The organism is Gilliamella sp. CG22, from assembly GCF_046635725.1.
Taxonomy (GTDB): Bacteria; Pseudomonadota; Gammaproteobacteria; order Enterobacterales; family Orbaceae; genus Gilliamella; species Gilliamella apicola_I.
The window spans coordinates 130,226-154,919 of sequence record NZ_JBIDFK010000002.1 but is presented as its reverse complement, the minus strand read 5'-3'; the positions used below and the strand labels follow the sequence as shown (position 1 = coordinate 154,919).

The window sequence follows — 24,694 nt, the reverse complement described above, 5'->3', positions numbered from 1 at the left end:
TCGGTTTATAAACCATATATATCTCGTTCTTTACCATCTGGATAAGTGATTTTAAAACTTAGATTAAGGTTTTTACTTTCATTTGGGTTTAAGGTGAATTGCCACGTTAATAATCCGGTTTGTTTGTCATATTTTGCGCCATCATATTTGGTATCATTAAGTGTTACCGCTTTATTTAAGATAACAGGTAGTTGATCCTTCACAATAATATTTATTGGCAACGCTTTGGTATTTTTGACCTCAATAGTATAAGCATATTTTTCTGAAACATCATCACCAAATAATGTAGGCGTCGAGGTCTCTTTTATATTACGATTTCTGGAAACTAAGATATTTTTATCACGCCCTAATGAAAAATCCAATGAGCCTTTAGTATTTTTGGTTGAAATCATCGTTTCCCCCATAAAATTACCACTGAAAAAGATATTGGCTTTTCCTGATAATAAATTCAGCTTATCCCAATCATTTATTTGCGCTAGTAAGTATGCGTTATTATTAAATTTAGGCATTGAAACATATTGGTAATTTGCTTTAACATCTTTAGTTTGTAATGTGATTATGTTATTTTTACTATCGTTTTTGATTGTATAAGGTAATTTAATATCAAATTGGGTATTGATACCTAATGTATTAACATTGCCAATTTGACTAGGATTAACCAATTTCGATTTGGCGTCACGTTCATAGTACTCTTGTTTTTCAGAGCTGGAAAAAAATAAACCGCTTTTTTCATTATAAACGTCAATATACCATGGATTAAAAACTGGTGGAGTAATATCTTTGCTCGGATTAGATGTCGATAAACTAAAATCAACATTTTGCCAATCTAAACCAGTGTTTTGGTGGATTTCTGCTTTATATGTTAATTGGAGTGGCGAATTGATATCCGCTACTCGCACATCATAAGCTGGTTCCCAACCTGCTTTAGTTGTGATATATGAAAGCGTGATAGGTAGCGTTATATCTTTGTCAGAAGCGACTTTGACTATAACGGCATTGTGTAGTTTTCCATTGTTAGTTTGCTTTTCATCTAGTTGTTTTTGATATTCGCTTATCTGCTCGTCTAACTGAACGACTTCTTTTTGTAATCGATTTTGTTCATTTAACGCTGTGGTCATATTAGTTTTCACAAAATCTAATACATTTTTCATTGCTGTTAAGTCATCAGGTCCTTTTTTAGCTAAAGTATCTAAACGGTTACCTTGTAAAAGCAAAATTTGTTCCTTAACAGCTTTGAGTTGGATGTCTACTGTATCGCGCTTTTCTTGTAATTGTTTCTGTTTTTCAATAATTGATTGAATATCTTCGGCGTTACGAATATTAGCCAGATATTTATCATTAAATGATGTAGATAATACTCGGACATCACTATTATTACCAAAACCTACATTGATTGTATTTGGTTTAACCTCATTAGCAATACCTGTTAATACTATTTCACTTTCACCTTTGGTTAATGAAACAGTTGACTGACCTTGTAATTCTGCGCCCTGAATAAATAATGTCACTTTATTTAATTTAACGTTATTATCAGCCAAAGCACTTCCCGAAATTAATGCAATTGCTAATGCAATTTTTTTCATTGAATTATTTCCTCATATCATTCTGATTTTATGTATTAATTTACAAATTTTACTTAAAATGAAGATTGCCTATTTTTTAGGATTATAAAAGTATCCCCTATTTTATATTTAATTACTATTAGATTTAAATTAAAAAGATAAAATTATTTTAATTGTTTAATATATTGAACATTTAATAAAATTAGTATAAATTATGTTACAGATATAAAACACAAAAAAGAGAGGTGTTGCTATGAGTAATTTTAGCTATCTAAAACAGGCAATTAAGCGAAAAAATTTATCCCTACAAACCGTTGCCGATGCTTGTAAAATGACCAAAGGTTATTTAAGTCAACTTATCAATGATAAGGTTAAAAATCCTAGCGCACAAAAACTAAAATCCCTTCATCACTATTTACAAATTGAAGAATCGACGATAAATAAAAAAGTTGGTGTTATATTTGGTAAGTTTTACCCATTACATACTGGACATATTCATTTAATTCAACGAGCCATTAGTCAAGTCGATGAACTTTATGTTGTGCTCTGTTCAGATACTATCCGTGATATGGCACTGTTTGAACAAAGTGCAATGTCTCGCCAACCAACAATTAATGATCGTATTCGTTGGTTACTGCAAACGTTTAAATATCAAAAAAATATCCATATTGAATTATTAAAAGAAGATGGGATTCCTGCGTATCCAAACGGTTGGCTTGAGTGGAGTGATCGTGTCAAAAAACTATTTAGAGAAAAAGGCATAAAACCTAATTGCGTCTATTCGAGTGAACCTCAAGATGTCGCTATGTATAAAGATTTATTCGATTTAGAAACAGTACTTATCGATCCAGAACGGAAATTTATGCAAGTCAGTGGGACTCAAATCCGTCAAGCACCGCTGCAAAATTGGCAATATATTCCGACTGAAGTAAGACCATTTTTTGTTAGAACCGTTGCTATTTTAGGCGGAGAATCCAGTGGAAAATCAACACTGGTTAATAAACTCGCCAATGTATTCAATACGACTAGTGCATGGGAATATGGTCGCGATTATGTATTTTCACAGCTTGGGGGTGATGAACGTGCTTTACAGTATGCTGATTACGATAAAATCGCATTAGGTCACGCACAATATATTGATTTCGCAATAAAGCATGCCAATAAGGTCTCTTTTATTGACACTGATTTTGTCACCACTCAAGCTTTTTGTAAAAAATATGAAGGTAAAGAACACCCTTTTTTACAGGCGATGATCAACAACTATCGTTTTGATTTGGTGATACTGTTAGGTAATAACACGCCATGGGTTGCTGACGGACTACGTTCGCTAGGCAGTCCAAAACAACGTAAAGATTTTCAACAATTACTTATCTCAATTCTTGAAAAAAATAATATCAAATATATTCCAATTGATTCGCCTGATTACGAAGAACGCTATTTACGTTGTATTGAATTGGTTAATCAACTTATTAATGATAAAGAGTATTAAATATGAATAAATTAAGTCATCTTGCTATATTTATTGGGCGTAATAAATTTTACCCTCTATTTTGTGTACTTTGTGTTACGTTAGCCTTTTTATATACTGATCCTTTTACCCATTTGAATTTACGTTATTTTGTCTCTTATGTTGGTGCTTTTTGTGGGCTACTATGTGTTATTTTATTGGCTAAACGCAAAAATATGGGAAATGTTATCGGTATGCTGGCAGTGGTTGCTGAATGTTATGCCAACTACTTGGGTAACAATATTGGTGCAGGCTTGCCAACTTTCTACTATTTTGGATCGCATATTGTTGGGTTAATCACTTGGGAAAAAAATCAAGACTCACATAAAAATGTTAAAGTGCGTTCGTTGAGTGAAAATGCTTTTCTATATACCCTGATTTTTTTAATCGCAGCAGTATTTTTCAACGTCTACTTAACCAACGCAATTGGTGTTGAAAATACCGTTTATCAATTAATTACAAACTGTTTTATCTTCGGATTAGGCGTTGTAGCTCAACTACTATTAATGATGCGTTATTCATTCAATTGGTATTTATGGGTGATATTAAATGTGTTAGTGATTGGGTTAAATATTTATACAAATAATATTGTTATCGCAACACAATACTTAATCTACCTGTTCAATGCCATTTACGGGATTTGTGAATGGAAACAATCTGAATCAAAACAAACGACCTAACATATTGTTTATCATTAGCAGATTGTTGTTAAATGGATAATTTAATAAGCAAAAAATAGAAAATAATAAACTTATTTTCTATTTTTTGACTAGCAATGAGATAAACCTAAATTGATATTTTAATTTTTGAAGTTACCCTATCAAGATATTGGCATTAACATAGATAAACAGCCATTATTCAATTTCACCTTTCACCAAAGGTACAAATTTTACTTCGCCCATATTTTTCGTTATATAACTATCGCCACTACGCTCAATTAATTGTAAAACTTGATGGTTTACCCCTACGGGTATCACTAATCGACCTTTATCTGCTAATTGTTTAACAAGATTAATTGGTACTTCAGAAGCGGCTGCGGTAACAATAATCCCATCAAAGGGACCACGCTCTGGCCACCCTAACCAACCATTACTATGTCGAGTAGCAATATTGTGAATGTCGAGTTGTTTTAAACGACGTTTAGTATTCCATTGTAAACTTTTGATTCTCTCGATCGAACAGACATGATCAACTAATTTTGCCAAAATTGCCGTTTGATAACCTGAACCTGTCCCTATTTCAAGAACTTTTGAATCGGGTTCAAGCTTTAACAATTCAGTCATACGGGCAACGATATAAGGTTGTGATATAGTCTGTCCACTACCAATGGGCAAAGAACGATCATCATAAGCTTGATGAGAAAGGGCTTCATCAATAAAATGTTCTCGTGGTGTTGAGGCTATCGCGGCTAATACACGTTCATCTTTGATTCCTTGCTGACGCAATAATTGAATTAGAGACTGCATTTTTAAACTTTGCATATTAGTTACTCATTTCCTGTAATCAATTCTCGTATTACACTTGTTGCATAACAACCTGATGTTAAATAGAAGGTAATCTCAATACTGTTATCATTTATCCATTGCCAATTAAGTTGCTGAGGACGCAATAATATCGAACGTCTTGCCGTTTCAAGACGCTCTTTTTTAAATAATTCAGTAAATAGTGACCAGTTGGCTAAACATTTTTGTTCAAATTCGAGTGAACAAGATTGAGTACCAAGTTGAGAATCCCCAATCATAGGCGCAGTAATATTAATTTCACCATTTAATAGGCGTGACTGTAGTAATGACAGGTCATTCGATTGCGCAACAAACCAACTTCCTCGTTGGGCTAATTGCAAAATATCACCATCTAAAACGGTTTGATATAGACCTTGTTCGATACGTTTACTGACAACATCATTAAAAATGGCACTACGTGCTGCTGAGAGATAAAAACTTCTTTTTTTACGGTCTTTAACGGTAATTTCACCATTAGCCCATTTTAAAGCTTGAGTTATATTATTATCATCTCGACCAAAGCGCTGCTCGCCAAAATAATTAGGAACGCCATGTTGCTTAATTGAAGCTAATTTTGATTCAAGTTCAATAGTATCACTTAAGTTAGTGAGTTTTATATTAAAATAATTACCTTTTAACGCACCTATTTTTAATTTTTTATTATGCCTTGTAACCTTTAAAATCTGACAGCCTGCCAAATCAAAACCAGTAAAATCAGGTGATTCCTTTCCTGGCATATGTAAACTGAACCATTGCCGTGTCACCGCATGGCGATCTTTAAGACCGGCATAACTCACCAATTTTGGCGAAATACCGACATATTTAGCTAACTGTTCAGCAACAAAAATAGTATTACAATCTTTTTTTTCAAGATAAACTAAAACATGTTCACCTTCGCCGGTTAATTCAAAACCAAGATCTTCTGTTACCACAAAGTCTTCATATTGTTGCTTGTATTGTCCCGTTGTTTTCGGCTTTCCATATAAAAAATTAAGTTCTGCTAACACGTGTAATGCCTATTAAGTAAATGAATCAATTTAACGTTTTTGAGAGAGTAATACTACCGCTTCACATGCAATACCTTCTTTGCGCCCAGTAAAACCTAGTTGTTCAGTCGTGGTGGCTTTAACACTGATTTGATCAAAATGAACATTGAGATCTTCAGCAATATTAACTCGCATCTGATCAACATGAGGACGCATTTTGGGTTCTTGTGCAATAATAGTGGTATCTAAATTGACCAACTGGTAACCTTTTGCTTGAACAATGCCATAGACCTCTTTGAGTAATATTCGACTATCAATACCTTTATATTTAGAATCAGTATCAGGAAAAAGTTTTCCAATATCGCCTAGTGCTAATGCGCCAATTAGCGCATCAGTAATCGCATGTAACACAACATCACCATCAGAGTGTGCAACCAAACCATATTGATAGGGTATTTTTACACCAGCTAAGGTGATGGGCCCTTCCCCTCCAAATTTATGAACATCAAATCCGTGCCCTATTCGCATAAATCACCTTTTTGCATTTGGTTAGTTAAAAAAAATGAGGCCAGCGCTAAATCTTCTGGATGTGTAATTTTTATATTATCCCGACGGCACTCAACTAATAGAGGATGTCCACCAGCATATTCAATCGCTGAGGCTTCATCAGTAATTGGCACATGATTATTTAAAGCAAGTTGTAAACAAGACTTCAACTCACCAACCTTAAATAGTTGAGGCGTTGCAGCCCCCCACAAATACGTACGATCTTCTGAAGATTCGATAACGTTGTCATTGGTCTGGTAAGCTCGTTTGACAGTATCACTGATACGCGTTGCTAAAATAGCACCTTGTTGTGTTTCAAACACGGTGTTTATCAAACGATTTATATCATTATGATCAACACAAGGTCTGGCTGCATCATGCACTAAAGCCCATTGTTCATCATTTAAAAGCTGTAGCCCAGCTAAGACTGAATCAGCACGAGTTGAACCACCTTTGACAACATGAATTCGAGAATGAGTTGCAATAGGTAGAGTTGCAAAAAGATGATCTTTAGCATGGATAGCAACAATAATCTTGCCTATTCGTGGATGAGATAGTAACTTTTGTAATGTATGTTCTAAAATGGTCATTGAACCAATTTTAAGATACTGTTTAGGCGTTTGGCTATTCATTCGGCTACCAATCCCAGCTGCCGGAACGATTGCAATAATATTACTCGTGTTGTTCACATAATGCCTTATTATTGATGAGAATTTGAGTCGATAATGATTCGGTAAAAATATTCATTAGGCTTAACCATGCCTAAATGGCTACGTGCTCGCTCTTCTATCGCTTCTGAACCACGTTGCAAATCATTAATCTCGGCAAACATCTGTTCATTACGGACTTTAAGTTTATTGTTTTGTTCATGCAAGCTTGCAAGCATTTGCACATTTTCTTGATAATCATAGACATTATTTTTTCCAAACCATAAAGAGTATTGCAGATAACCAAGTAACATCAGCAATATTAATACTATTTTCCATTGCCTCATACGTTTAATTTTACCTTTAATCTAGATACATTTTACTGGTTTAGGTAATCCAGCCAATTTCGTTGCTTGTTTTGCCGGACCTTCTGGGAATAATTTATATAAGTAACGGCTGTTGCTTTTTTCTGGTCCAAATTTTTTTTCTAATGCTTTGACTAATGCTCGAATCGCAGGTGACGTTTTATATTCCAAATAGAAATCACGAACAAACAAGATAACATCCCAGTGCGCCTGAGTTAATTCGATCGATTCTTGTAACGCCAGTTCTGGCACAAGTTCAACAGACCAATCCTGCCAATTTTTTAAATAACCGTTATCATCTGTTTTTATCTGTTCTAACATTTTTTTAGTACGCTGTTTTATTTTCTGGATATTATACTCAATTATATGCAATCCAACACTAATTTTGATGTTTAAAGTCACAGTATGGAGCCAATAATGCTTAAAATTGACGAAAATTAAAGCAAACAAGCTTTTTTTCAAAAATAGCTATTTACAAATAAGTCCGACTCCTTTAATATTCACAGCCATTGCGGAAGTGTGGCTGAGCGGTTGAAAGCACCGGTCTTGAAAACCGGCGAGGGGCGACCCTCCCAGAGTTCGAATCTCTGCGCTTCCGCCATTTTTCAATTCAATGTATTGAAAAAGGTGAAGTTTTTAGTAACGTCGAGTATTTCCCCATTTTTCTATCCATGCTAAAATCGTTAATAATTATTAAATAGTTATAATAATTTTAAAATCTGTATATAGTAAATTTTTATAACAACATCGAATTTACCTCAATTCTTTTTAATTGGACGTTAGACCTGTACAATTTCTTCATATAAACTTATAACATCAGTGACTTTTATTCCATAAAATTATGTTATATTAATAATAACAAATTCATTCTTACCCTGAATCACCTTAGGATAAAACTTAGGAAAAATTCCCCAGTTTAAATGCAATAACCAGTACGCAATTATTGGTCAAAAATATTAATTTGGCATATAAACTACCTTTGCAAAATTGCACTTAAATTAGTCGAAGTTATATTACTTAAAACGTCCATTAAAATGAGGGCACATAATTGGTAGGTACTATTAATATTTAAGTGATTTTTATTAATCCCATCAAATACTACCAAATTTAATTAAACTATTTATTTTGAGAAAACTATAAGCATATAAAGACCAGTATTTTATTGAATTTTTAATGAATCTGATCTTGAAAGAAAAAATAGAATAAACAAGATTCATTTATAAAGAAAAAATTGTTGAGCAAGCAAGTAGAAAAATAAAATTTAAATTAACATTGCCTGAAAGCCTAAAGGGGGATGAACTAAATAACATCACAGTTGATATTATTTCGATAACAACCTTACTATTTTTCCTGATCTAGTAGCAAATTCTTTACTATATTTTACAGAAAATTGCAGAAAAACAAAAAATGATGATTAATATGTACCATGATAGCCAATCTTCAGGTTGTATTATATTACGGATAACTAAGCCTTATGGCCTTCGCGGTAGCTTTCACATCTTAGCTAATGTAATGCACAATCCCAAGCCCTAAATTTCTTGAACACCTCAGTGATGTGTTAGGGTAAACCCACTGAAACGAATGGGATCAGCTCTCCTACGAAATTCGTTTAAACTTGCATTCTACGACTTAGTCCTATTCCGAGCTCAGCATGGCTACAAAGAAACAAACATTCATTGCATGCCTATGCCTTCGCTATTTTTGTATTCTCCATTTCCGACAAAATCTTTATAAACTTTTAAGTTTTCTTAAGCTTTAATCTAATGCTCAGCAAGTTTAACCGCTTTCATATCTGATGTTTTACATTTTTTATCTTGTAAAATACCAACGCCAAAATCCATTTTAAACGCTTGTTATTATCTATAAATACTTAATTAAACGAAAAATGGAAGTCATTTTACAATCAGCAATATTTGAATCCATAAAAAATTATTCTTGGTAATATTTTATCATTTTCAATGCTTCAACAAGCCTTGAGATATCAACCAATTGAAGACAAGCTAAGCTCAACCTTCCATTAGTAAGAATATAAATAGCGTATTTTTTTGCTAATTCAGAAATTTCTAAAGTTGTAAGGTTAAGATTGATAAACATCCCATTACTGTTCTGATTTGTCACTAATTTATCTAATCCCACTTCAAAAAGAGCCTCGAGTAATGCTTTCTTACGTAAATGTAAACTATTAGATAATTGAGTTAATTCTTCATACCATATAGTTGCTAATGTTTTACTTCCAATGACTTTTGCAACTTTCTTTGCGATATTCTGAGGAGGCATTGAGTATGTTGAACGCACAATCTGTTTAGCATATATTTCAAAACCCTCTACAATTTTGTTATCCTTAGCAAAACAAGTCAATGTGCCCAGCCTCTCACCATAAAGTCCCAAGCTTTTCGAGAATGAATTAACAACAAAAAAATAATCTAAGTGCTTATACAACGGCAACAGAACATTTTTATCTTGTTCTATACCATTAGCCAATCCCATATAGGCAAAATCCACAACAACCGACACTTTTTTGTCTTTTGCTAAAATTGCTACAATTTCCCATTGTTCTAAGCTTAAATCAACGCCTAAAGGGTTATGACAACAACCTTGAATGAGAAGAATATCCCCACTTTCCATTCGAGAAATAGATTTTAACATTAGCTCGAAATCCAGTTCCCCATTCTCATTCAGAGAATAGTGATAATAGGAAAAATCTAAGTTAGTATTTTTGGCAATTTCAATATGGTTACCCCAAGTAGGACTGCTAAACCATACTCTACGGCACTGCTCAAATCGTTTGAGAATAGAGAAAATTAACCATATTCCTCCTGATGCTCCTATTGTTTGAACAACAGATTGATAATACTGGTTGGATGTTTGAATGCTCAACAAAGAAGCAATTTCTCTACGAAATGTATTTTCGCCAAGTATAGAGAAATCAATGTTTTCTTCATCTATGATTGAAGCATTAGGACTGTTTAAGACGGTAAATCCCGTTGTTTTATTAATTTCACTTTCAAAATACCCAAGACATAAATTCATTATATTCTCTCGATTATCTTTAGCGATTAGGGATGCAATCTCTGCTATGGGATCAAGTGTGATCTTATTTTCAATATAAAACATACTAATTGTTCCTAGATTATTTCAATACGTTATTTATTTTTCACGCAAATTGATAGCACAGCCTTTGCAATCGAGTCAGCATCAATCATAAAATCAATCCAGTGTGATGGACGACTACTTCCTGATTGCATAAACCAACGTACATGCTCTGTGGGAATACCTAATACAAACAGATGGTTATGAATTGTCCCATCTGCACCAATTGGATTAAAAGGGGAGGGAGTTACATTAACGCCACCCGTTTCGAATACATTGCCTTCTTCATCTCTATTTATGAAGGGAGTGTAAATTCCACGTTCATATAATTTAATAGTTAGCGGGTTTTTGTCCTGCTGGAGATTAGCAATAGGAACTCGAGCATCGATTAATGTTGTGACTTTTTGTTCATACTGCTCAAGCATATCTGATAATAGAATATAGCAGTGTTCACCTATTTCAAATCGTGCTTTAGGCGGTGCTATCGAAACTATCCCAACTTTAATCAGTGCCAAAAGTTGTTTTATGCGAAACAAAGGTGGACCAGCTGAAAGCAATGTGATGATAGGAACATAATCATGGAGGAACGATTGATGTGTGTCTGGAGTCAATCCCCCAAAATCAATAGCCTCACGTAAACTATCACGAGAATAACGCAATACATCTAATGCACTTTTTAAAGGTGAATTTACGTTCCCATCGATAGCTTCTGATAAATCAGACAATAATAAATCGATTAAGTTTTTTTCCCATTCCTCAACACTATTGAAAATTTGCTCATCAAAAGGTCTTGCTAGCCGTTTGAGATCAAGCGGTGTAATTTTTTTACTTAATATCTCCGAGGCAATTGATGCTAATAAAACACTATCTTCAACTTGCTGTTCTTGGATCATTGTAATAAATTGATCTGCAGCTATCCGACCGAGTTGATTAAAAATAAGTTGTCGAAAATAAATTAAGTTAACTTCAGCTTCTAATAAAGGCCAAACATCATAATTGAAATCTAAGTTATCTGCCATTTTCTGACGTAAAACCGCAATCTTCTCAATTGTGAAAATGATACCACTGAATTTATAATCAGCTGGTTTCTGATTGCGTCCTCTAGCTAAAATGGGTAAACCACTTCGCGAACCACAATATAAAATCGGTTCTTTTCCTGAAGGAAAATAAATTATTTGATTATTATCAGATTCTATATATTTACCACCACGCCCTTCTGTTAATTCAGCGATAATATCAAAGAATGAAAGACCTATACCAATAACACCCACCTTCTCTTGGGGATATATAGATGTAAAATCCATTTCATTTGCTGAATCGCTGGCATAAAATGTTACTTTATTATCAGTTTTTGCAAAGTCTTCCAGCTTTTTAAAATATCCTTGATATTTGTTAGTAGAGTGACCAGTAGTTATTACTACCGCTCTGTTAATCCAAGAACCATGTTGCTTTGATACAACAAGATAGCTTTCATTCTGCTTTTCAATATCAATAATAGTATCCTTGTATTCAATTAGTTGTACATTTTTAGGAAGGTTAGATAATATTGTTTTATATAAAAAATATAAGTACTCACCATAATACTTTCTTGGGGCAAATCCCTGATAATCATCAAAGTCGCTATATTCATTTTTCCACCATTCGGCAAAAGAAGGACCACATCCGGGTGCTGCTCCTTCAATAGGCCCATGGCCAGAAAATGCAGAAATTTCCGTAGATAGTGTGTTCATAATGTAACTTTTACTTTGCGAACTATCCCAAATTCGCCCCTGTCCAATACACCGATCATCGACTACAATGATATTCAATTGTTCTGTTAATTTAATTTTATTAAGACGAGCAACTAGTCTTTCAAGAACAGACATTCCACGCGGACCAAGCCCGATAATAGTAATAGTATTTATTGTCATTTTTTATTCCTATATTCAAATAATTTTATTTTATTTAATGATTTCATGGTTTCTTTTACATCATCAAGATTATCTATATAACGTTTCTTAACGATTGGCTCAATTTTTAATTGAAATATTTCGTTTTTGGTAGAGACCTGTTCTTTGACTAGATCTATTCCGATTTCCATGTAATGATCATTAAGTAATTGTGACCAAAGTCTTTCAATATCATCTTCTTTTAAAATTAAAGGTAATAGATCATTAATCGAAGCATTTTTATAAAATATATCGCCAAAGCTTGGGGCTATAATGATTTTAAATCCCCAATCTTTCAGCCCCCAAACAGCAAACTCACGCGAAGAACCAGTCGCAAACTCACGACCTGCAACTAAAATCGTAGCACGTTGATATTTAGGATTATTCATAATGAAGTTAGGATCTTCTCGCCAATCAGCAAACAACGAATTTTCATGCCCAAATCTAGTAGGTTTGTAGCAAAATCTGGCAGGCATAATTTGGTCTGTATCAATATTGTTTTTAAGCAGTGGCATCCCTCTGCCGCGATAAAATTGTCTATTCATTATTTAGTAACTCTAGATCATCTACTGTTGGAATGTGGCCTTTGATTGCCGAAAGTGTTGCGATTCGTGGGGAAGTAATATGTGTCCTAACTCCAATTCCTTGTCTTCCCTCAAAATTTCTATTACTGGTTGAAACAACTCGTTTACCTGATTTTAATTTATCACTATTCAAACCTACACAAAGAGAGCATCCAGAAAGGCGGCGAAAGTCGGCGCCTGCTCTTTCAAAAATTTTATCCAATCCTTCCTTCACTGCTTGTCTATAAACAGCCATTGAACCAGGTACAATCAACATATTTACATTAGAATGAACTTCGTGATATTTAAGAAGAGATGCTACAACTCTAAGATCCTCAATACGTCCATTGGTACAAGACCCAATAAATACATTAGTGATTGGTAACATGGAAACAGTTTCTCCTTCATGTAATCCCATGTATTCAATAGCCTGTCTAGCAGCTAGACACTCGCTTGGATCATCAATTTTTTCAATAAAAGGGATCTTTTCTCCTAGTGATATTACTTGAGAGGGATTTGTCCCCCATGTAATCATAGGTTGAATTTGTTCGGCATCAATTTGGACATATTTATCGAATTTTGCTTCTCGATCAGTAGCATAAGACATCCATTCTTGAATCATTTCTTGAGAAACTTTTATTTGACGCTTTGCTAAAGCTTTTTGAAGATAGCTAATAGTAGTGTCGTCAGGAGAGATAATTCCTGCACTTGCACCAGCCTCAACGGTCATATTACAAAGTGTCATGCGTTGTTCCATCGAAAGTGATGAGATTGTACTACCTGTATATTCAATAATATAACCCTGCCCACCTCCAGTTCCTATTTTTCGAATGATCGAAAGTGCTAAGTCTTTAGCATCAACATTCACTGATAATTTGCCATCAACTTGTATACACATTGTTTTAAAAGGGATTGCTCGTAACGTTTGGGTAGCTAAAACATGTTCTACTTGGCTAGTTCCAATACCATATGCTAAAGCACCAAATGCACCGTGTGTTGTTGTATGAGAATCACAGCAGACTAATGTTATTCCAGGTATCACTCTGCCTTGCTCAGGTGCAATAACATGGGTTATCCCTTGCTCGTATGAACCCAGTTTATTATGCTTGATGCCGTGTAATTCACAATTTCTTCGTAAGAGGTCAATTTGAGTCCATGTTAAAGAATCTTTATTCATATCAATAACAGACGTTGTAGGTGTATTATGATCTTCAGTTGATAATGTTCTATCGGGTCTATGGACCTTTATACCTTTTTCTTTTAATCCTTCAAACGCAGGTGGAGTATTAATTTCATGAAGAAGATGCAAATCTATATAGATAAGAACTTCTCCCGCTCCTAAAGAGTCAACAATATGTGATTGCCAAATTTTCTGAACAATTGTCTTAGGATTCATCGACTTCACCAATAGATGCTAAAGGCTCTTTATTTCTAGGAAATAAAATAAAACATAATAAAGCCGAAAATGTTAAAATAGCTACAGTTGCCCATACAGCTCTCCATCCGTAGACATATGCGACACGGGAAACTAGAATAGGGGTTAGAAACGATGAGATAAATACAGTGGTGCCTACCATACCTAATGCAGTACCTGCACGATTAACGCCTGCTCTAACAGCCGCTTCGGTGTAAGCAATACCATGCCAGGCGTGGCCAAACAAGCCGGTTAACACAAGAAATACAACTCCCATATACGTGTTACTTACCATTAAACAAAGCACCAAAGAAGTAATTCCACCAAGGATAGCGAAATACTTTAACAAAGGAATACGATTCTTTTTTCTGTCAGTGTAGTAACCGGACCAAATCCTAAGTATTCCTCCACCTATCTGAACACCAATGAGAATAATAGAAATCGATGCTAAATCTATATTTAGAACATCTCGCATATAGACTCCCCCGAATGTAAGTACTGCCATTTGAGGTACAGTTAGAAAACCAGCAGACATAACAATTTTCCATACTTCAAAACTTTTTAATGGTGAAGATACTGAGAGAGTTGATTTGTCAGTATATTTTAATTCGGTATGCTTAGAGTTGATAAAGAATACAACAACAAGGCCGACAATAAAACCTATAGTGGCTAATACAATAAAAGTCACTTCAAAACCATATGTATAGGCTAACCAAGGAAACAAACCTGTTCCAATTGCGCCTCCAACAGGGATTGCAGTTTGGCGTATACTCATAGCAAAGCCACGCTCACTATCATCAAACCACGACATTATCGTTCTACCTGATGATGAGTTAATGCTACCACCAAAGATTCCTGCTATTGCTAAAGTTCCTGCCAAGTGTAAATATTTAACACCATCATACGAAGCCTCCGGAGTAAGTGATACAGCTATTACAACAAATACTCCTGCTGATGACCATAAACCTAGAGTTAGAACTGTCTTGTCCCCTAACTTATCTGTGAGGATTCCCCAAATTATCTCTGAAGCCGCAACACCCAGCCCCATAGCACCTAAAACAAAACCAAGTTCATATAATGAAAAATTATAAGCATCTCGCATTAAAATTCCTGTTATAGGAATACCAGCAAATCCCATTGCAAATGTTGCTTGTGCGAGCACACCAACGCCAAGCACAAACCAACGATAATTATCTTTTTTATTCATTTTTTCCTCAATTAAATATAGTCAATTGCAATTAAAAATAGTTGGTTATATTTAGGGCTTATATCCCCTAAATATATAGTTCAATCAATTTTTTTTACGGGTTCTAACCAAATAATCAAGCTGATACATCCAATATCTGATGCCCATGACTCATGCACAGAACCAGGCCTAAGTAATATCAGATCATTTTTTTTCACTGTACCCATTGATGTATGCATTTCACCCTCCAATATATACATTAACTCAAACCCTGTATGTAAATGCAGAGGGCTATATCCACCTTTGTTATAACGAATAATTGCTCCTGAGGCTCCATTAGATTCTTCACCTTTAAACAACCAATGGACTTCTGCATTTGCACGCCCATTAGTAACAATAGGTTCGAACTTAATGTCTTCTTTGCGTAGTCTTTCACGGAGCGTTCCAATTAGGAGCCTTGGTAAAATTTCAGGTAACTGATCAATTTTGAATGGTAAGGTCATAATTTATCCTTACCTCAATTATCGATAAAGCAAGTTGGATCGTTCACTGTTGCCCAGTTTGAATATTCATGAACTTTAGACGTATCAGAAAAACTATAAGTTTTTAGTAACCAACGTTTACGTCCTTGTTCTGGATCGTTGACATCTATCCACTCTCGATTATGGATGCCTGTTTGATTACCAAAAATTAACATTTCTCCTTTTTTAATCATATGACGTAATTTTTCAGATTGACTCATTGCATCTTTTAGTTCCAACAGAGCTTTAATTGCTCTAATATCATTAGGATCTTGAGGGCGTGTGAATGTGTCTTGATAACGAATTTGATCTTTTTCAAGTAAAATTGCATGTATAGTGGAACTATGCCAATTTTTGTTACTTTCTCGAGAACGGTCATCGACATCCGTTTGAAATATTTTTTGAGATAATATTGAGATGGTTTTTTCGCTCAAATGTTTTTTTAACTCTTTAGCATCGATGTAGTTAGTATAAATAAGCTCAGATTCGTTAACACGTAAACCTAACAAAGATACATAATCAGCTCTTACCATATGATAAGAACGATCGCAGTGATAAATTAAGTCACCATCGGTAAAACCTGTTTTTTTACCTTTGAATTTATTGAAAGAAACTAGATCGGTAAAATAATCACCATTATTACGGCTTTGATATGAAAATAAAGGGGCGCTTAGAAGTTGGGATATGAGTTCCATGAAACCTTCACTAATGAATGTATTTTTGGCTAGATATTTATGTTCTGTTGGATTATCTAAATTAAGCTCAGGTAATTCATGCTCTATTGGGCAATTACCCAAGATATGAACATGATTACCTTTCTCTGTACGATCAGTTATGATTGCATTGCAGGCATATATCAAGCTTTCTGGCACAACACCTTTAGCAATAATTGTGGAAATATATTTCTTAAATGCAGGATAATCACTATAGGGATTATTTGTATTTAATGTTAAAAGTTGATCAAGCTGTTCTTTTTCACTCTGTGCAAATGTAAAATTTAATTTCATGCATATTTCCCTATTTAAAAGTTAATTCATTAATGGTAACAATATTTGCAATTTTGCTAATAATGTGGACGGCACATTCATGGCTATGTTTATCCGATGAAGCAATACAATCTTCAAGGACTTGCACATTATAATTTCTGTCATGCGCAGAAAGCGCTGTTGAAAGGACTACAAACTCTGATGAAACACCTGTTAAAATAACTTCCTCAATATTATTCAGGCGAAGCAACATATCTAAATTGGTATTTAAAAATGGATCAATTTGATGCTTGGTAATAACTGACTCTCCTTCTTTTGGCAAAAGTTCATCACAAATTTGTGTTGCCCAACTGCCTAAGATTGCTTGTTCTTGCCCTTTAACATGTTTAAATAGTTTAGAGTTAGGTAACCACTCAGCATAATTTTTACTAAAACCAAAAACTACGTAAATGATCGTCATGTTATATTTTCTTGCTAAATCTAATACTCTTGTAATATTTTTAATGATATTGCGTTCTTTTGATTGCTCATAAAACCCATCATGTCCAACACTACCTTCTGGATGAACAAGTTCATTAATAACATCCAGAACCAATACAGCTTTTTTAGTCATCATTTAGTCCCTGCTGTATTGAGAAACAAAGCTCTCAACTTTTATTTCTAATTCAGAAAGCGTTAAACAAGTATTTTCGAATCGATTATTAATACAGTTCTCATAAAGATCATCAAGTAACTTAGGCTTAGCTGCAATACCCTTTTTATCGAGTAAATGTTTTATTATCGACTTACCTGAATGGCGTGAAACAAATAATTCACGTTGGCGATTAAAAATATTTGGTTTAACAAACTCATAGGTGTTTGGATCAGCGAGAATACCATGTTGGTGTATTCCCGCAGCAGTACCAAATACATAAGGTCCAAAAATGGGTTGATTTCGAGCTGTATCCATAAAAATAGTGCTACAAAGCAATTGGTATACATTATATAGTTTACTTAATATGATATCGGTATAAACATGATAAATATCGCGTTTAAAAAATAACGTTGAGGCAACGGTTTCTAAAGATACGTTTCCAGCTCGTTCTCCGATACCGCCTAGCGTTACCTGCACTTCATCAGCACCAGCTTCAATACCAGCAAGAGTATTCGCTAATGCAAGACCCAAGTCATTATGACAATGAGTTGAAACACTGATATTTTCCCCCACTTCTGATTTAATAAACCGGATAAGATTTCCAAATTCGAAGGGGGAAGAGAATCCAGTGGTATCAGCTAAAATAATCTGATTAGCACCAGCATCTACTGCGGCATGAGCCATTTCTTTCATAAAATCATAATTAGCACGACTAGCATCTTCAATACCAACAGAAATACGACAATCACTATTTTGATAAACAAAACGAACGGTATTCATCATTTCATCAATAGATTGTGCGCGAGTAATATTACGTTTATTCCTTAAGTGAATATCACTACCTGTAGCCACGATCTGAATAGTATGGTTTTTACTTCTACCAGCTGCATCAAACGCAAGTTGTACATCTTTTTCCAACGTTCGAGAAAATGTTGCAATCCCTGATAAAGTTAATTCCTGACTAATCAACTTTGTAGCTTCAAAATCAAATTTAGATGAAGCAGGAAACCCCGTTTCAATATGATTAACTCCCAAGGCCTCTAACTCTAAAGCTAAATTAAGTTTTTGTTTTGGATTCATCGCATTTTGTGGCGCTTGTTCCCCATCTCTTAACGTTGTATCCAGTATAGATATTTTTCTCATTTTACCCTCTTTTTTTAAAATAACATACATACTGGTATGTATTAAATCACACAAACAATAACTTGTACACAAATAAAACAAAATAATATATTTTAATATTTACAATAATTTAACTAATTGTTGCTTTTAAAATGTCGTGGTGTATTATTACATAATATACATACTAATATGTATTTATTAAAAGTAATATAAACATAAACGGAGATAATTATGATAAATGTAGCTATTAATGGTTTTGGTCGTATTGGGCGTAGTTTTATGCGTGCGTTGTATGAGAGTTCGCATAATATCAAAATTGTTGCGATCAATGATTTAGGTTCGATTGAACAACTAGCACATCTTTTAAAATATGATACGGCTTTTGGACGTTTTGCTAAAAGTGTCGAAGTAAAAAAAGGTTGCTTGGTGATTGATGGTCATGAGATTGTGGTATATCAAGAGCGTAATCCTGAAAATCTCCCATGGGCGAAACACAAGATCGATATAGTACTAGAATCAACAGGTGTCTTTAACGATGGAAAAAAAGCTCAAGCCCATATCAAAGCCGGGGCTAAAAAAGTTCTCATCTCTGCGCCTGCATCAAATGTTGATTTGACTATTGTTCAAGGTGTTAACAACACCATGTATAATAAAGATGAACATCACATTATTTCAAATGCCTCATGTACTACAAACTGTTTAGCTCCGTTAGTTAAAGTATTACATGAGCATTTTGGTATTAAATCGGGATTTATGACAACTATTCATGCTTATACACAAGATCAAAATCTACAGGATGCTCCACACCGTGATATGAGGCGAGCACGTAGTGCTGCTCAAAATATTGTTCCTACATCAACAGGTGCTGCGCAATCAATTGGTATTGTCATCCCTGAGTTGAATGGAAAATTAGATGGTAGTTCTGTACGGGTTCCGGTAATTACAGGATCAATGATAGATCTAACTCTAAATCTAGAGAAAGAAGTGACAGAACAACTAGTAAATGATACCATTAAACAAGCAACCAGCTCTAAAAAAATAGATGGTATTCTCGTTTATACAGAAGATGAAATTGTATCATCAGATGTTATTAAAAATTCAGCTTCATCTATTTTTGACTCTAAACTCACTAAGGTTATTGATGGAAAACTACTCAAAGTTGTTAGTTGGTATGACAATGAATGGGGGTTTTCAAACCGTTTAGTGGATACTATTTTACAGATTAAATAAATAATTAATTAAAATCATACTATCGACTGATGGTATGATTTTTATGGTGAAAATGAATAATAAACAAAATTCCAAAGATAAACTAATTAAAGCTATGGCTGATCTTCTATTAGAAAAAGGTCTAGCTGCTACTAGCCCAAGAGATATTTTAACTCGTGCTGAAGTCGGTCAAGGTAGCCTTTACCATTATTTTAATGGTAAAGAGGATCTGTCCCTATATGCAATAAAATATAATGTAGATCAACTAATAAGTTTTAATGCTTCAGTGCTAAATACAGATAAAAATGCATATAATAAACTTTCAGATCTGCTATTAAGAGCTCGTAACATAGATAGAGGATGTGTAGTTGGTCAAATGGCTCGAGATAGAGCTATTATGGAAAACAAAAAGTTAGCGTCAGAGGTTAATCGTGGATTTGAGTCTATGAAAAAAACGCTAGAAAGTCTTATAAAAATTGGGATTGCTGAGGGTAGCATTTCTAATATTCTTGCACCATTAGAAGCAGCAACGCTCTTAATGTCTGCTTTGCAAGGTGCGTATATTTCTGCAAAAGGATTGCAAGATGATTCCTATTTCCATCTAACTATTAATACATTATTGAAGATATTTACGCCATAACATAAGTTTTACAATCCTGTTTTTCACTTGTTTTTATCAACTCCATTTATTACTAGTCGTGGACAATATGATTGTTTCCACTAAAAAATTGAACTGATGTCGTCTCTGGGGTTTAGATAAAAATCGCAGGAGAAAATTTAATGCTAAAAATTCAGATAAAAATTTAATGAAATAAATAAAAAGATATAAAGTTAGCACTTTTATTTAATCCAGCACTTACATCATTTTTTCAATTAAAATCAGATCTTTTTATTTTTTTATGTACTTTTATTCTGATTTTTTAAAATAATTAATTATTGCGTCAGTGGTGGAATTTTTTCTTAAGTTTTTTCGCCAAATTAGAAAAATATCGATTTTTAATTTTAAATCTTGACTCCTAATTAATTTTTTATATGCAACTCCCTCAACTTTTGCTTGTGTCATTGACTGAGGCAATAGCATCATTCCTTTACCTAACGATACTTCAAGTAACATAGATAAATTATCTTGTAGTTCTGCACGCCGTACAATTGGAAGTTTGAGCGTTTTAAATACTCGTTCACACTGTTCATAAAAAACAGGATTTAAGTATTGTTTAAACCAAAAGAGTGGTAAATCGGTCACATCATCAAGATCTACTCTTTCTTGCTTACTACAGGGGTGACTAGTAGGTAAAACTAAAATCATCGGTTCTTTATAGACTAATAGCGAATTTTCGTTGATATCTCTCATTTGATAATCAGAAACAAAAGCAAAATCAATATTTTCTTTTTGTAGCTCTAACAACAGCTCTTTGGATGTGTAGTTGTGTTTATAAATTTCGGTTTCTTCGCTAAAATCCGACAAAAATAATCTAAAGTAAGGAATAAAGTCAAAACAGAGTGTTTTAGTTGTCCCTAGCACTACTTTTTTCACTTCTCTCGATTTGATCGATTTGGTTATGGAACAAAGATCATTTAATAATCGTGTTGCTTTTGATTTAAGATCTTCTCCTTCTTTAGTTAAAACCACATTATGGGAATTTCTCAAAAAAAGGGTGACCTTTAACTTTTCTTCTAAATCCCTGATTTGAATTGAAAGCGGTGGTTGGCTTACGCCTAACTTTTCAGCCGCTCCTCTAAAACTACGTTCTTCACAAACTGCTACGAAATACTGCAACTGCTTTATAGTAGGTAATCTTTTACTATAAATATCCACTATGCCTTAAACCTCTATACATTTAAATCCACATAATTTTCAATATGTTCTTTGAAAATTCTTACTCTATTAGGCATGTAATTTCTATCCTTAAATATTAAATAAATAGGTCTAGTGCTGCCAATCCAATCTGGTAATATTTGTATCAACTCCCCCTTTAATATACTATTTTTGACAAATTGAGATGGGACAAAGCAAATTCCCATTCCTTCTTTTGCAGCCTCAATGATCAGTTCCGTATCATCCATGACTAAACATGGGATTGACCTCACTTCATAATACTCATTTTGGGTTTTATTGGTCAGTGACCAAGTTAAATTATGATTAATATTGATTAAATTTTTATCCAATAAATCAATTGGATGAGCACAACCACCAATTCGTTCTAAATATTCTTTAGAGGTACACAATATATTTTTGGATAATAAGATTCTTTTAGCTACCCAACTGCTATCGGTTAGATCTCCTACTCGGATAGCAATATCAATATTCAAATCAGCCAAATCGACAACTTTATTAGTTGCCATCAAATCTATTTTTATATCTGGGTATTTTTTCATAAAAGAAAAAATACACTTACCAAACCATTGATGTGTCAGGCTTATTGGTGCTGTTATTTTAATTGTGCCCGATAATTTTTTATAATAATCATTTAAATTTTCAGCTGTTTCGACAAACTCCTCTACTAAATTGGTAAATTTAGCAATATACATTTGTCCCAATGTCGTCAGCGTTATTTTTCTACTGCTTCTGAACATCAAAAGACCACCAATAGCTTCTTCTAACTGAGTTAAGCGCCTACTGATTGTCGGAGATGGTATTGAAAGCTTAGTTGACGCTTTAACGATACTACCTTCTTTAATTACATTAACAAATATGAGTAAGTCATCGATTGATAATTTCATTTTTGGAATTTAATGTTGTTATTTTGATCATAGTACTATAAATGAATTCTAAATAGAATGAAAAATAGTTTATTTATAATTTTTTATTTTAAGAGGAAAAATATTCATGAATATATTTGTTACTGGTACAGAAAGTGGAATTGGTCATCAAGTGGTAAGCATTGCTTTATCACAAGGGCACAAAGTTTTTGCTACTTATCTGTCAGAGAAAAAAATAAACGAGCTTAATTCAGATAGTTTATTTACTTACAAACTTGATTTGACAGATCCACTACTAATTAAGAATGCAATTTTAGAAGCTGGAATACATTTGGGAACCATAGATGTTTTAATAAATGTCGCTGGAGTATCATATTTTAACGATCCTTTCACAACAACAGATACAGAGTGGGTAAATACACTTAACGTCAATGTAAGTGGATATTTTTTCTTAACCCGTGGAATACTTCCTTTTTTGAAAAAAAGTCAAAATCCTCACATAATTAATATTTCATCAATATGGGGATTAAAAGGAAGTAAAGATATGTATTCTTATTCAGTGTCTAAACATGCAGTACAAGGTCTTAGTGAAGGATTAAAAGAATATTGCAAGCCTATAGGTATTAAAGTTTCCAATCTTGTTTTGGATAAAGTTGACACTGATTTTAGAGAACATATGGAAAAATATATAAGTTTTAACGATGAACAAAAATCTCGCATGCTTAAACCAAGTAATGTTGCTGAAATAATCATGTTTTTAATTAATACGCCGAAAGAGTTATTAGTGTCATCAATAACGTTAGATGCTTTTTTATGGAAATAAGGAAGATTAAAATGAAAAACAATAAATTAGCTTTTTTACTTGTCACTTTATCTGCCTTTTTTTGGGGTTCTAATTTTAATGCGGGCTCGATTGTTGTGGCATCTGTCACCCCTCTTACAGCTGCATCTGAACGTTTTATTATCGCTGCTATTGCCATTTTTATTTTTATGCTTATTAAAGATAAAAATAATATCATTGCATTTAAATCAAATTGGAAACCGTATACTCTTCTTGGTTTATGTGGTATCACCGGATTCAATTTGGCTTTCTTTATGGGATTACAAACAACATCTCCGATTAATGGTGCACTTATCATGGCAACGTCACCTATCACAACAACGTTAATTGCGTCAATTGTTGATAAATATCGAGTGTTATGGTCACAAGTAATTGGCATGTTAATAAGTTTGGTTGGTGTGATTTTTGTTATCAGTAATGGCGATATTAATAATATTATCAAGTTGCATTTTAACCGTGGTGATTTAATCATTTTATTGGGTAATTTAGCCTGGGCAATCTATACTGTCGGATGTCGTAAATTTATCAGCAACTCAACACCACTACAAACCACAAGTTTTACCATGTTAATAGGTACAGTAGGCATTGTTCTATTTACAATATTTCAGGGTAATTTAGTGAATGCAATCATTAATATTTCATTGTGTCATCACTTAATACTTATTTACATGGGAATAATTGGTTCAGTACTGGCTTATTTATTTTGGAACGTCGGTATAAAAAATCTTGGTGCGGCAAAAACGTCTGTATTTTTCAATTTAGTCCCCGTTTTTACTCTATTATTGGCTTTTATAAATGGCTTGATACCAACTGCTTTACAGTTAATCGGTGCTTTCATGGTGATTGGTGGCGTTATAGGTGCAACAGGTGCGTATAAAACTGTTATGAAAAAGGATTAATCAAAACGATGTAATAAATATATTCACAAACTGATTTAATAGTGTGGCAACTGACCACATTATTGAACAAATATCTTTATTAGCGAGTTTTGTCATGGCAATTCAGAGTATCACAATACAATAATATGGCGATAACTGATTAATCATAATAAAACTCAATACCCATCTTTTTAGATCAGACAAATGGAATTTAGTTATTCAAATCCTTGCGTCAATATCAAAACACACTCTCTTGAATGATTTGTGTATAGCACTCTGCCTTTCATTCTAAATTTCTAACCATCATCACGAAATCATATTAAGAAAAACATTTAATTATCAATTAAATCATCAAGTTAAAGTTTAATAATTCCAATCAAATTCAATCGACTTAACACAGAAAATATTCTCTTTGATATCAATTTCATATCACAAAATAAGTATTTTTGTATTTTGTTATTTCCGTTTAGTCTTTCAACAGTTGTACAACTAATGATCACTTTTGTA

At 33.6% G+C, this 24,694-nt stretch carries 24 protein-coding genes and 1 tRNA gene; 7 read left to right on the top strand and 18 right to left on the bottom strand.

Features of this window, described 5'->3' with window-relative positions; translation table 11 throughout:
* Positions 1 to 5: 5 nt before the first annotated feature.
* Complete coding sequence (locus ACGH46_RS02450; RefSeq protein ID WP_411603928.1) at positions 6 to 1,583, bottom strand: mucoidy inhibitor MuiA family protein; 1,578 nt, start codon at positions 1,581 to 1,583, stop codon at positions 6 to 8.
* A gap of 232 nt (positions 1,584 to 1,815) precedes the next feature.
* Between ACGH46_RS02450 and nadR the strand changes: the two genes are divergently transcribed.
* Together nadR and pnuC are read left to right on the top strand one after the other, a co-directional pair.
* Positions 1,816 to 3,051: a multifunctional transcriptional regulator/nicotinamide-nucleotide adenylyltransferase/ribosylnicotinamide kinase NadR gene (gene nadR, locus ACGH46_RS02445; RefSeq protein ID WP_220216660.1), complete on the top strand. Its 1,236-nt coding sequence runs from the start codon at positions 1,816 to 1,818 to the stop codon at positions 3,049 to 3,051.
* A 2-nt stretch (positions 3,052 to 3,053) separates the two neighbouring features.
* Positions 3,054 to 3,749 carry a nicotinamide riboside transporter PnuC gene (gene pnuC, locus ACGH46_RS02440; protein ID WP_267351585.1) on the top strand — a complete coding sequence of 232 codons (696 nt, stop codon included), beginning with the start codon at positions 3,054 to 3,056 and terminating at the stop codon, positions 3,747 to 3,749.
* A gap of 174 nt (positions 3,750 to 3,923) precedes the next feature.
* On the opposite strand, the gene ACGH46_RS02435 is transcribed toward pnuC, so the two are convergent.
* Genes ACGH46_RS02435 through ACGH46_RS02410 form a run of 6 tightly spaced genes read right to left on the bottom strand, consistent with a single transcriptional unit; the run spans position 3,924 to position 7,436 of the window.
* Positions 3,924 to 4,550 (bottom strand): protein-L-isoaspartate(D-aspartate) O-methyltransferase, encoded by a 627-nt coding sequence (locus ACGH46_RS02435; protein ID WP_267351587.1) that lies wholly within the window; start codon positions 4,548 to 4,550, stop codon positions 3,924 to 3,926.
* Positions 4,551 to 4,555: 5 nt separating this feature from the next.
* Positions 4,556 to 5,578, bottom strand: coding sequence for a tRNA pseudouridine(13) synthase TruD (truD, locus tag ACGH46_RS02430; RefSeq protein ID WP_411603925.1), 1,023 nt, complete (start codon positions 5,576 to 5,578; stop codon positions 4,556 to 4,558).
* Between the two features lie 30 nt (positions 5,579 to 5,608).
* Positions 5,609 to 6,085 (bottom strand): 2-C-methyl-D-erythritol 2,4-cyclodiphosphate synthase, encoded by a 477-nt coding sequence (ispF, locus tag ACGH46_RS02425; protein ID WP_267359168.1) that lies wholly within the window; start codon positions 6,083 to 6,085, stop codon positions 5,609 to 5,611.
* Positions 6,076 to 6,792, bottom strand: a complete 717-nt coding sequence (ispD, locus tag ACGH46_RS02420; protein WP_411603923.1) for a 2-C-methyl-D-erythritol 4-phosphate cytidylyltransferase — start codon at positions 6,790 to 6,792, stop codon at positions 6,076 to 6,078. Before ispD ends, ispF begins: the two co-directional genes overlap by 10 nt.
* Before the next feature lie 11 nt (positions 6,793 to 6,803).
* Positions 6,804 to 7,097: a cell division protein FtsB gene (ftsB, locus tag ACGH46_RS02415; RefSeq protein WP_267359165.1), complete on the bottom strand. Its 294-nt coding sequence runs from the start codon at positions 7,095 to 7,097 to the stop codon at positions 6,804 to 6,806.
* A 21-nt stretch (positions 7,098 to 7,118) separates the two neighbouring features.
* The gene (locus ACGH46_RS02410) at positions 7,119 to 7,436 is read right to left on the bottom strand and encodes a TusE/DsrC/DsvC family sulfur relay protein (RefSeq protein WP_065559132.1); all 318 of its coding nucleotides are present in this window, start codon (positions 7,434 to 7,436) and stop codon (positions 7,119 to 7,121) included.
* A 192-nt stretch (positions 7,437 to 7,628) separates the two neighbouring features.
* On the opposite strand from ACGH46_RS02410, the gene ACGH46_RS02405 reads away from it, so the two are divergent.
* Positions 7,629 to 7,716, top strand: a tRNA-Ser gene (locus tag ACGH46_RS02405).
* 1,328 nt (positions 7,717 to 9,044) lie between these two features.
* Here the strand turns inward: ACGH46_RS02405 and ACGH46_RS02400 are convergent.
* From ACGH46_RS02400 to ACGH46_RS02360, 9 genes are all read right to left on the bottom strand, one after another.
* Positions 9,045 to 10,229, bottom strand: a complete 1,185-nt coding sequence (locus tag ACGH46_RS02400; protein WP_267359164.1) for an aminotransferase class I/II-fold pyridoxal phosphate-dependent enzyme — start codon at positions 10,227 to 10,229, stop codon at positions 9,045 to 9,047.
* Positions 10,230 to 10,258: 29 nt separating this feature from the next.
* On the bottom strand, positions 10,259 to 12,115 hold the full coding sequence (locus ACGH46_RS02395; RefSeq protein ID WP_267359162.1) for an FAD/NAD(P)-binding protein: 1,857 nt from the start codon (positions 12,113 to 12,115) through the stop codon (positions 10,259 to 10,261).
* Positions 12,112 to 12,678, bottom strand: coding sequence for a 3-isopropylmalate dehydratase small subunit (gene leuD, locus ACGH46_RS02390; RefSeq protein ID WP_267359160.1), 567 nt, complete (start codon positions 12,676 to 12,678; stop codon positions 12,112 to 12,114). The genes ACGH46_RS02395 and leuD overlap by 4 nt, the downstream gene beginning before the upstream one ends.
* Positions 12,671 to 14,092, bottom strand: coding sequence for a 3-isopropylmalate dehydratase large subunit (gene leuC / locus ACGH46_RS02385; protein WP_411603921.1), 1,422 nt, complete (start codon positions 14,090 to 14,092; stop codon positions 12,671 to 12,673). The genes leuD and leuC overlap by 8 nt, the downstream gene beginning before the upstream one ends.
* A complete protein-coding gene (locus ACGH46_RS02380) occupies positions 14,082 to 15,317 on the bottom strand; it encodes an MFS transporter (RefSeq protein WP_267359156.1) in 1,236 nt (411 codons plus the stop codon). Before ACGH46_RS02380 ends, leuC begins: the two co-directional genes overlap by 11 nt.
* Before the next feature lie 80 nt (positions 15,318 to 15,397).
* Positions 15,398 to 15,799 (bottom strand): cupin domain-containing protein, encoded by a 402-nt coding sequence (locus ACGH46_RS02375; protein WP_267378004.1) that lies wholly within the window; start codon positions 15,797 to 15,799, stop codon positions 15,398 to 15,400.
* 14 nt (positions 15,800 to 15,813) lie between these two features.
* On the bottom strand, positions 15,814 to 16,824 hold the full coding sequence (locus ACGH46_RS02370) for a taurine catabolism dioxygenase TauD (protein ID WP_411603919.1): 1,011 nt from the start codon (positions 16,822 to 16,824) through the stop codon (positions 15,814 to 15,816).
* 10 nt (positions 16,825 to 16,834) lie between these two features.
* Positions 16,835 to 17,416 carry a cysteine hydrolase family protein gene (locus ACGH46_RS02365; RefSeq protein WP_267359150.1) on the bottom strand — a complete coding sequence of 194 codons (582 nt, stop codon included), beginning with the start codon at positions 17,414 to 17,416 and terminating at the stop codon, positions 16,835 to 16,837.
* 3 nt (positions 17,417 to 17,419) lie between these two features.
* Positions 17,420 to 18,580: a LeuA family protein gene (locus tag ACGH46_RS02360; protein ID WP_411603915.1), complete on the bottom strand. Its 1,161-nt coding sequence runs from the start codon at positions 18,578 to 18,580 to the stop codon at positions 17,420 to 17,422.
* Positions 18,581 to 18,787: 207 nt separating this feature from the next.
* On the opposite strand from ACGH46_RS02360, the gene gap reads away from it, so the two are divergent.
* A complete protein-coding gene (gap, locus tag ACGH46_RS02355; RefSeq protein ID WP_411604148.1) occupies positions 18,788 to 19,789 on the top strand; it encodes a type I glyceraldehyde-3-phosphate dehydrogenase in 1,002 nt (333 codons plus the stop codon).
* Positions 19,790 to 19,841: 52 nt separating this feature from the next.
* On the top strand, positions 19,842 to 20,408 hold the full coding sequence (locus tag ACGH46_RS02350) for a TetR/AcrR family transcriptional regulator (protein WP_267351595.1): 567 nt from the start codon (positions 19,842 to 19,844) through the stop codon (positions 20,406 to 20,408).
* A gap of 267 nt (positions 20,409 to 20,675) precedes the next feature.
* Here the strand turns inward: ACGH46_RS02350 and ACGH46_RS02345 are convergent, their stop codons facing one another.
* The gene (locus tag ACGH46_RS02345) at positions 20,676 to 21,584 is read right to left on the bottom strand and encodes a LysR family transcriptional regulator (RefSeq protein ID WP_267351597.1); all 909 of its coding nucleotides are present in this window, start codon (positions 21,582 to 21,584) and stop codon (positions 20,676 to 20,678) included.
* Between the two features lie 14 nt (positions 21,585 to 21,598).
* Positions 21,599 to 22,489 carry a LysR family transcriptional regulator gene (locus ACGH46_RS02340; RefSeq protein WP_267351599.1) on the bottom strand — a complete coding sequence of 297 codons (891 nt, stop codon included), beginning with the start codon at positions 22,487 to 22,489 and terminating at the stop codon, positions 21,599 to 21,601.
* A gap of 106 nt (positions 22,490 to 22,595) precedes the next feature.
* Here ACGH46_RS02340 and ACGH46_RS02335 point away from each other — a divergent pair, with 106 nt between their 5' ends.
* Positions 22,596 to 23,291 carry an SDR family oxidoreductase gene (locus ACGH46_RS02335; RefSeq protein WP_267351601.1) on the top strand — a complete coding sequence of 232 codons (696 nt, stop codon included), beginning with the start codon at positions 22,596 to 22,598 and terminating at the stop codon, positions 23,289 to 23,291.
* 11 nt (positions 23,292 to 23,302) lie between these two features.
* Positions 23,303 to 24,208, top strand: coding sequence for a DMT family transporter (locus ACGH46_RS02330; RefSeq protein ID WP_267351603.1), 906 nt, complete (start codon positions 23,303 to 23,305; stop codon positions 24,206 to 24,208).
* Positions 24,209 to 24,694 lie beyond the last annotated feature (486 nt).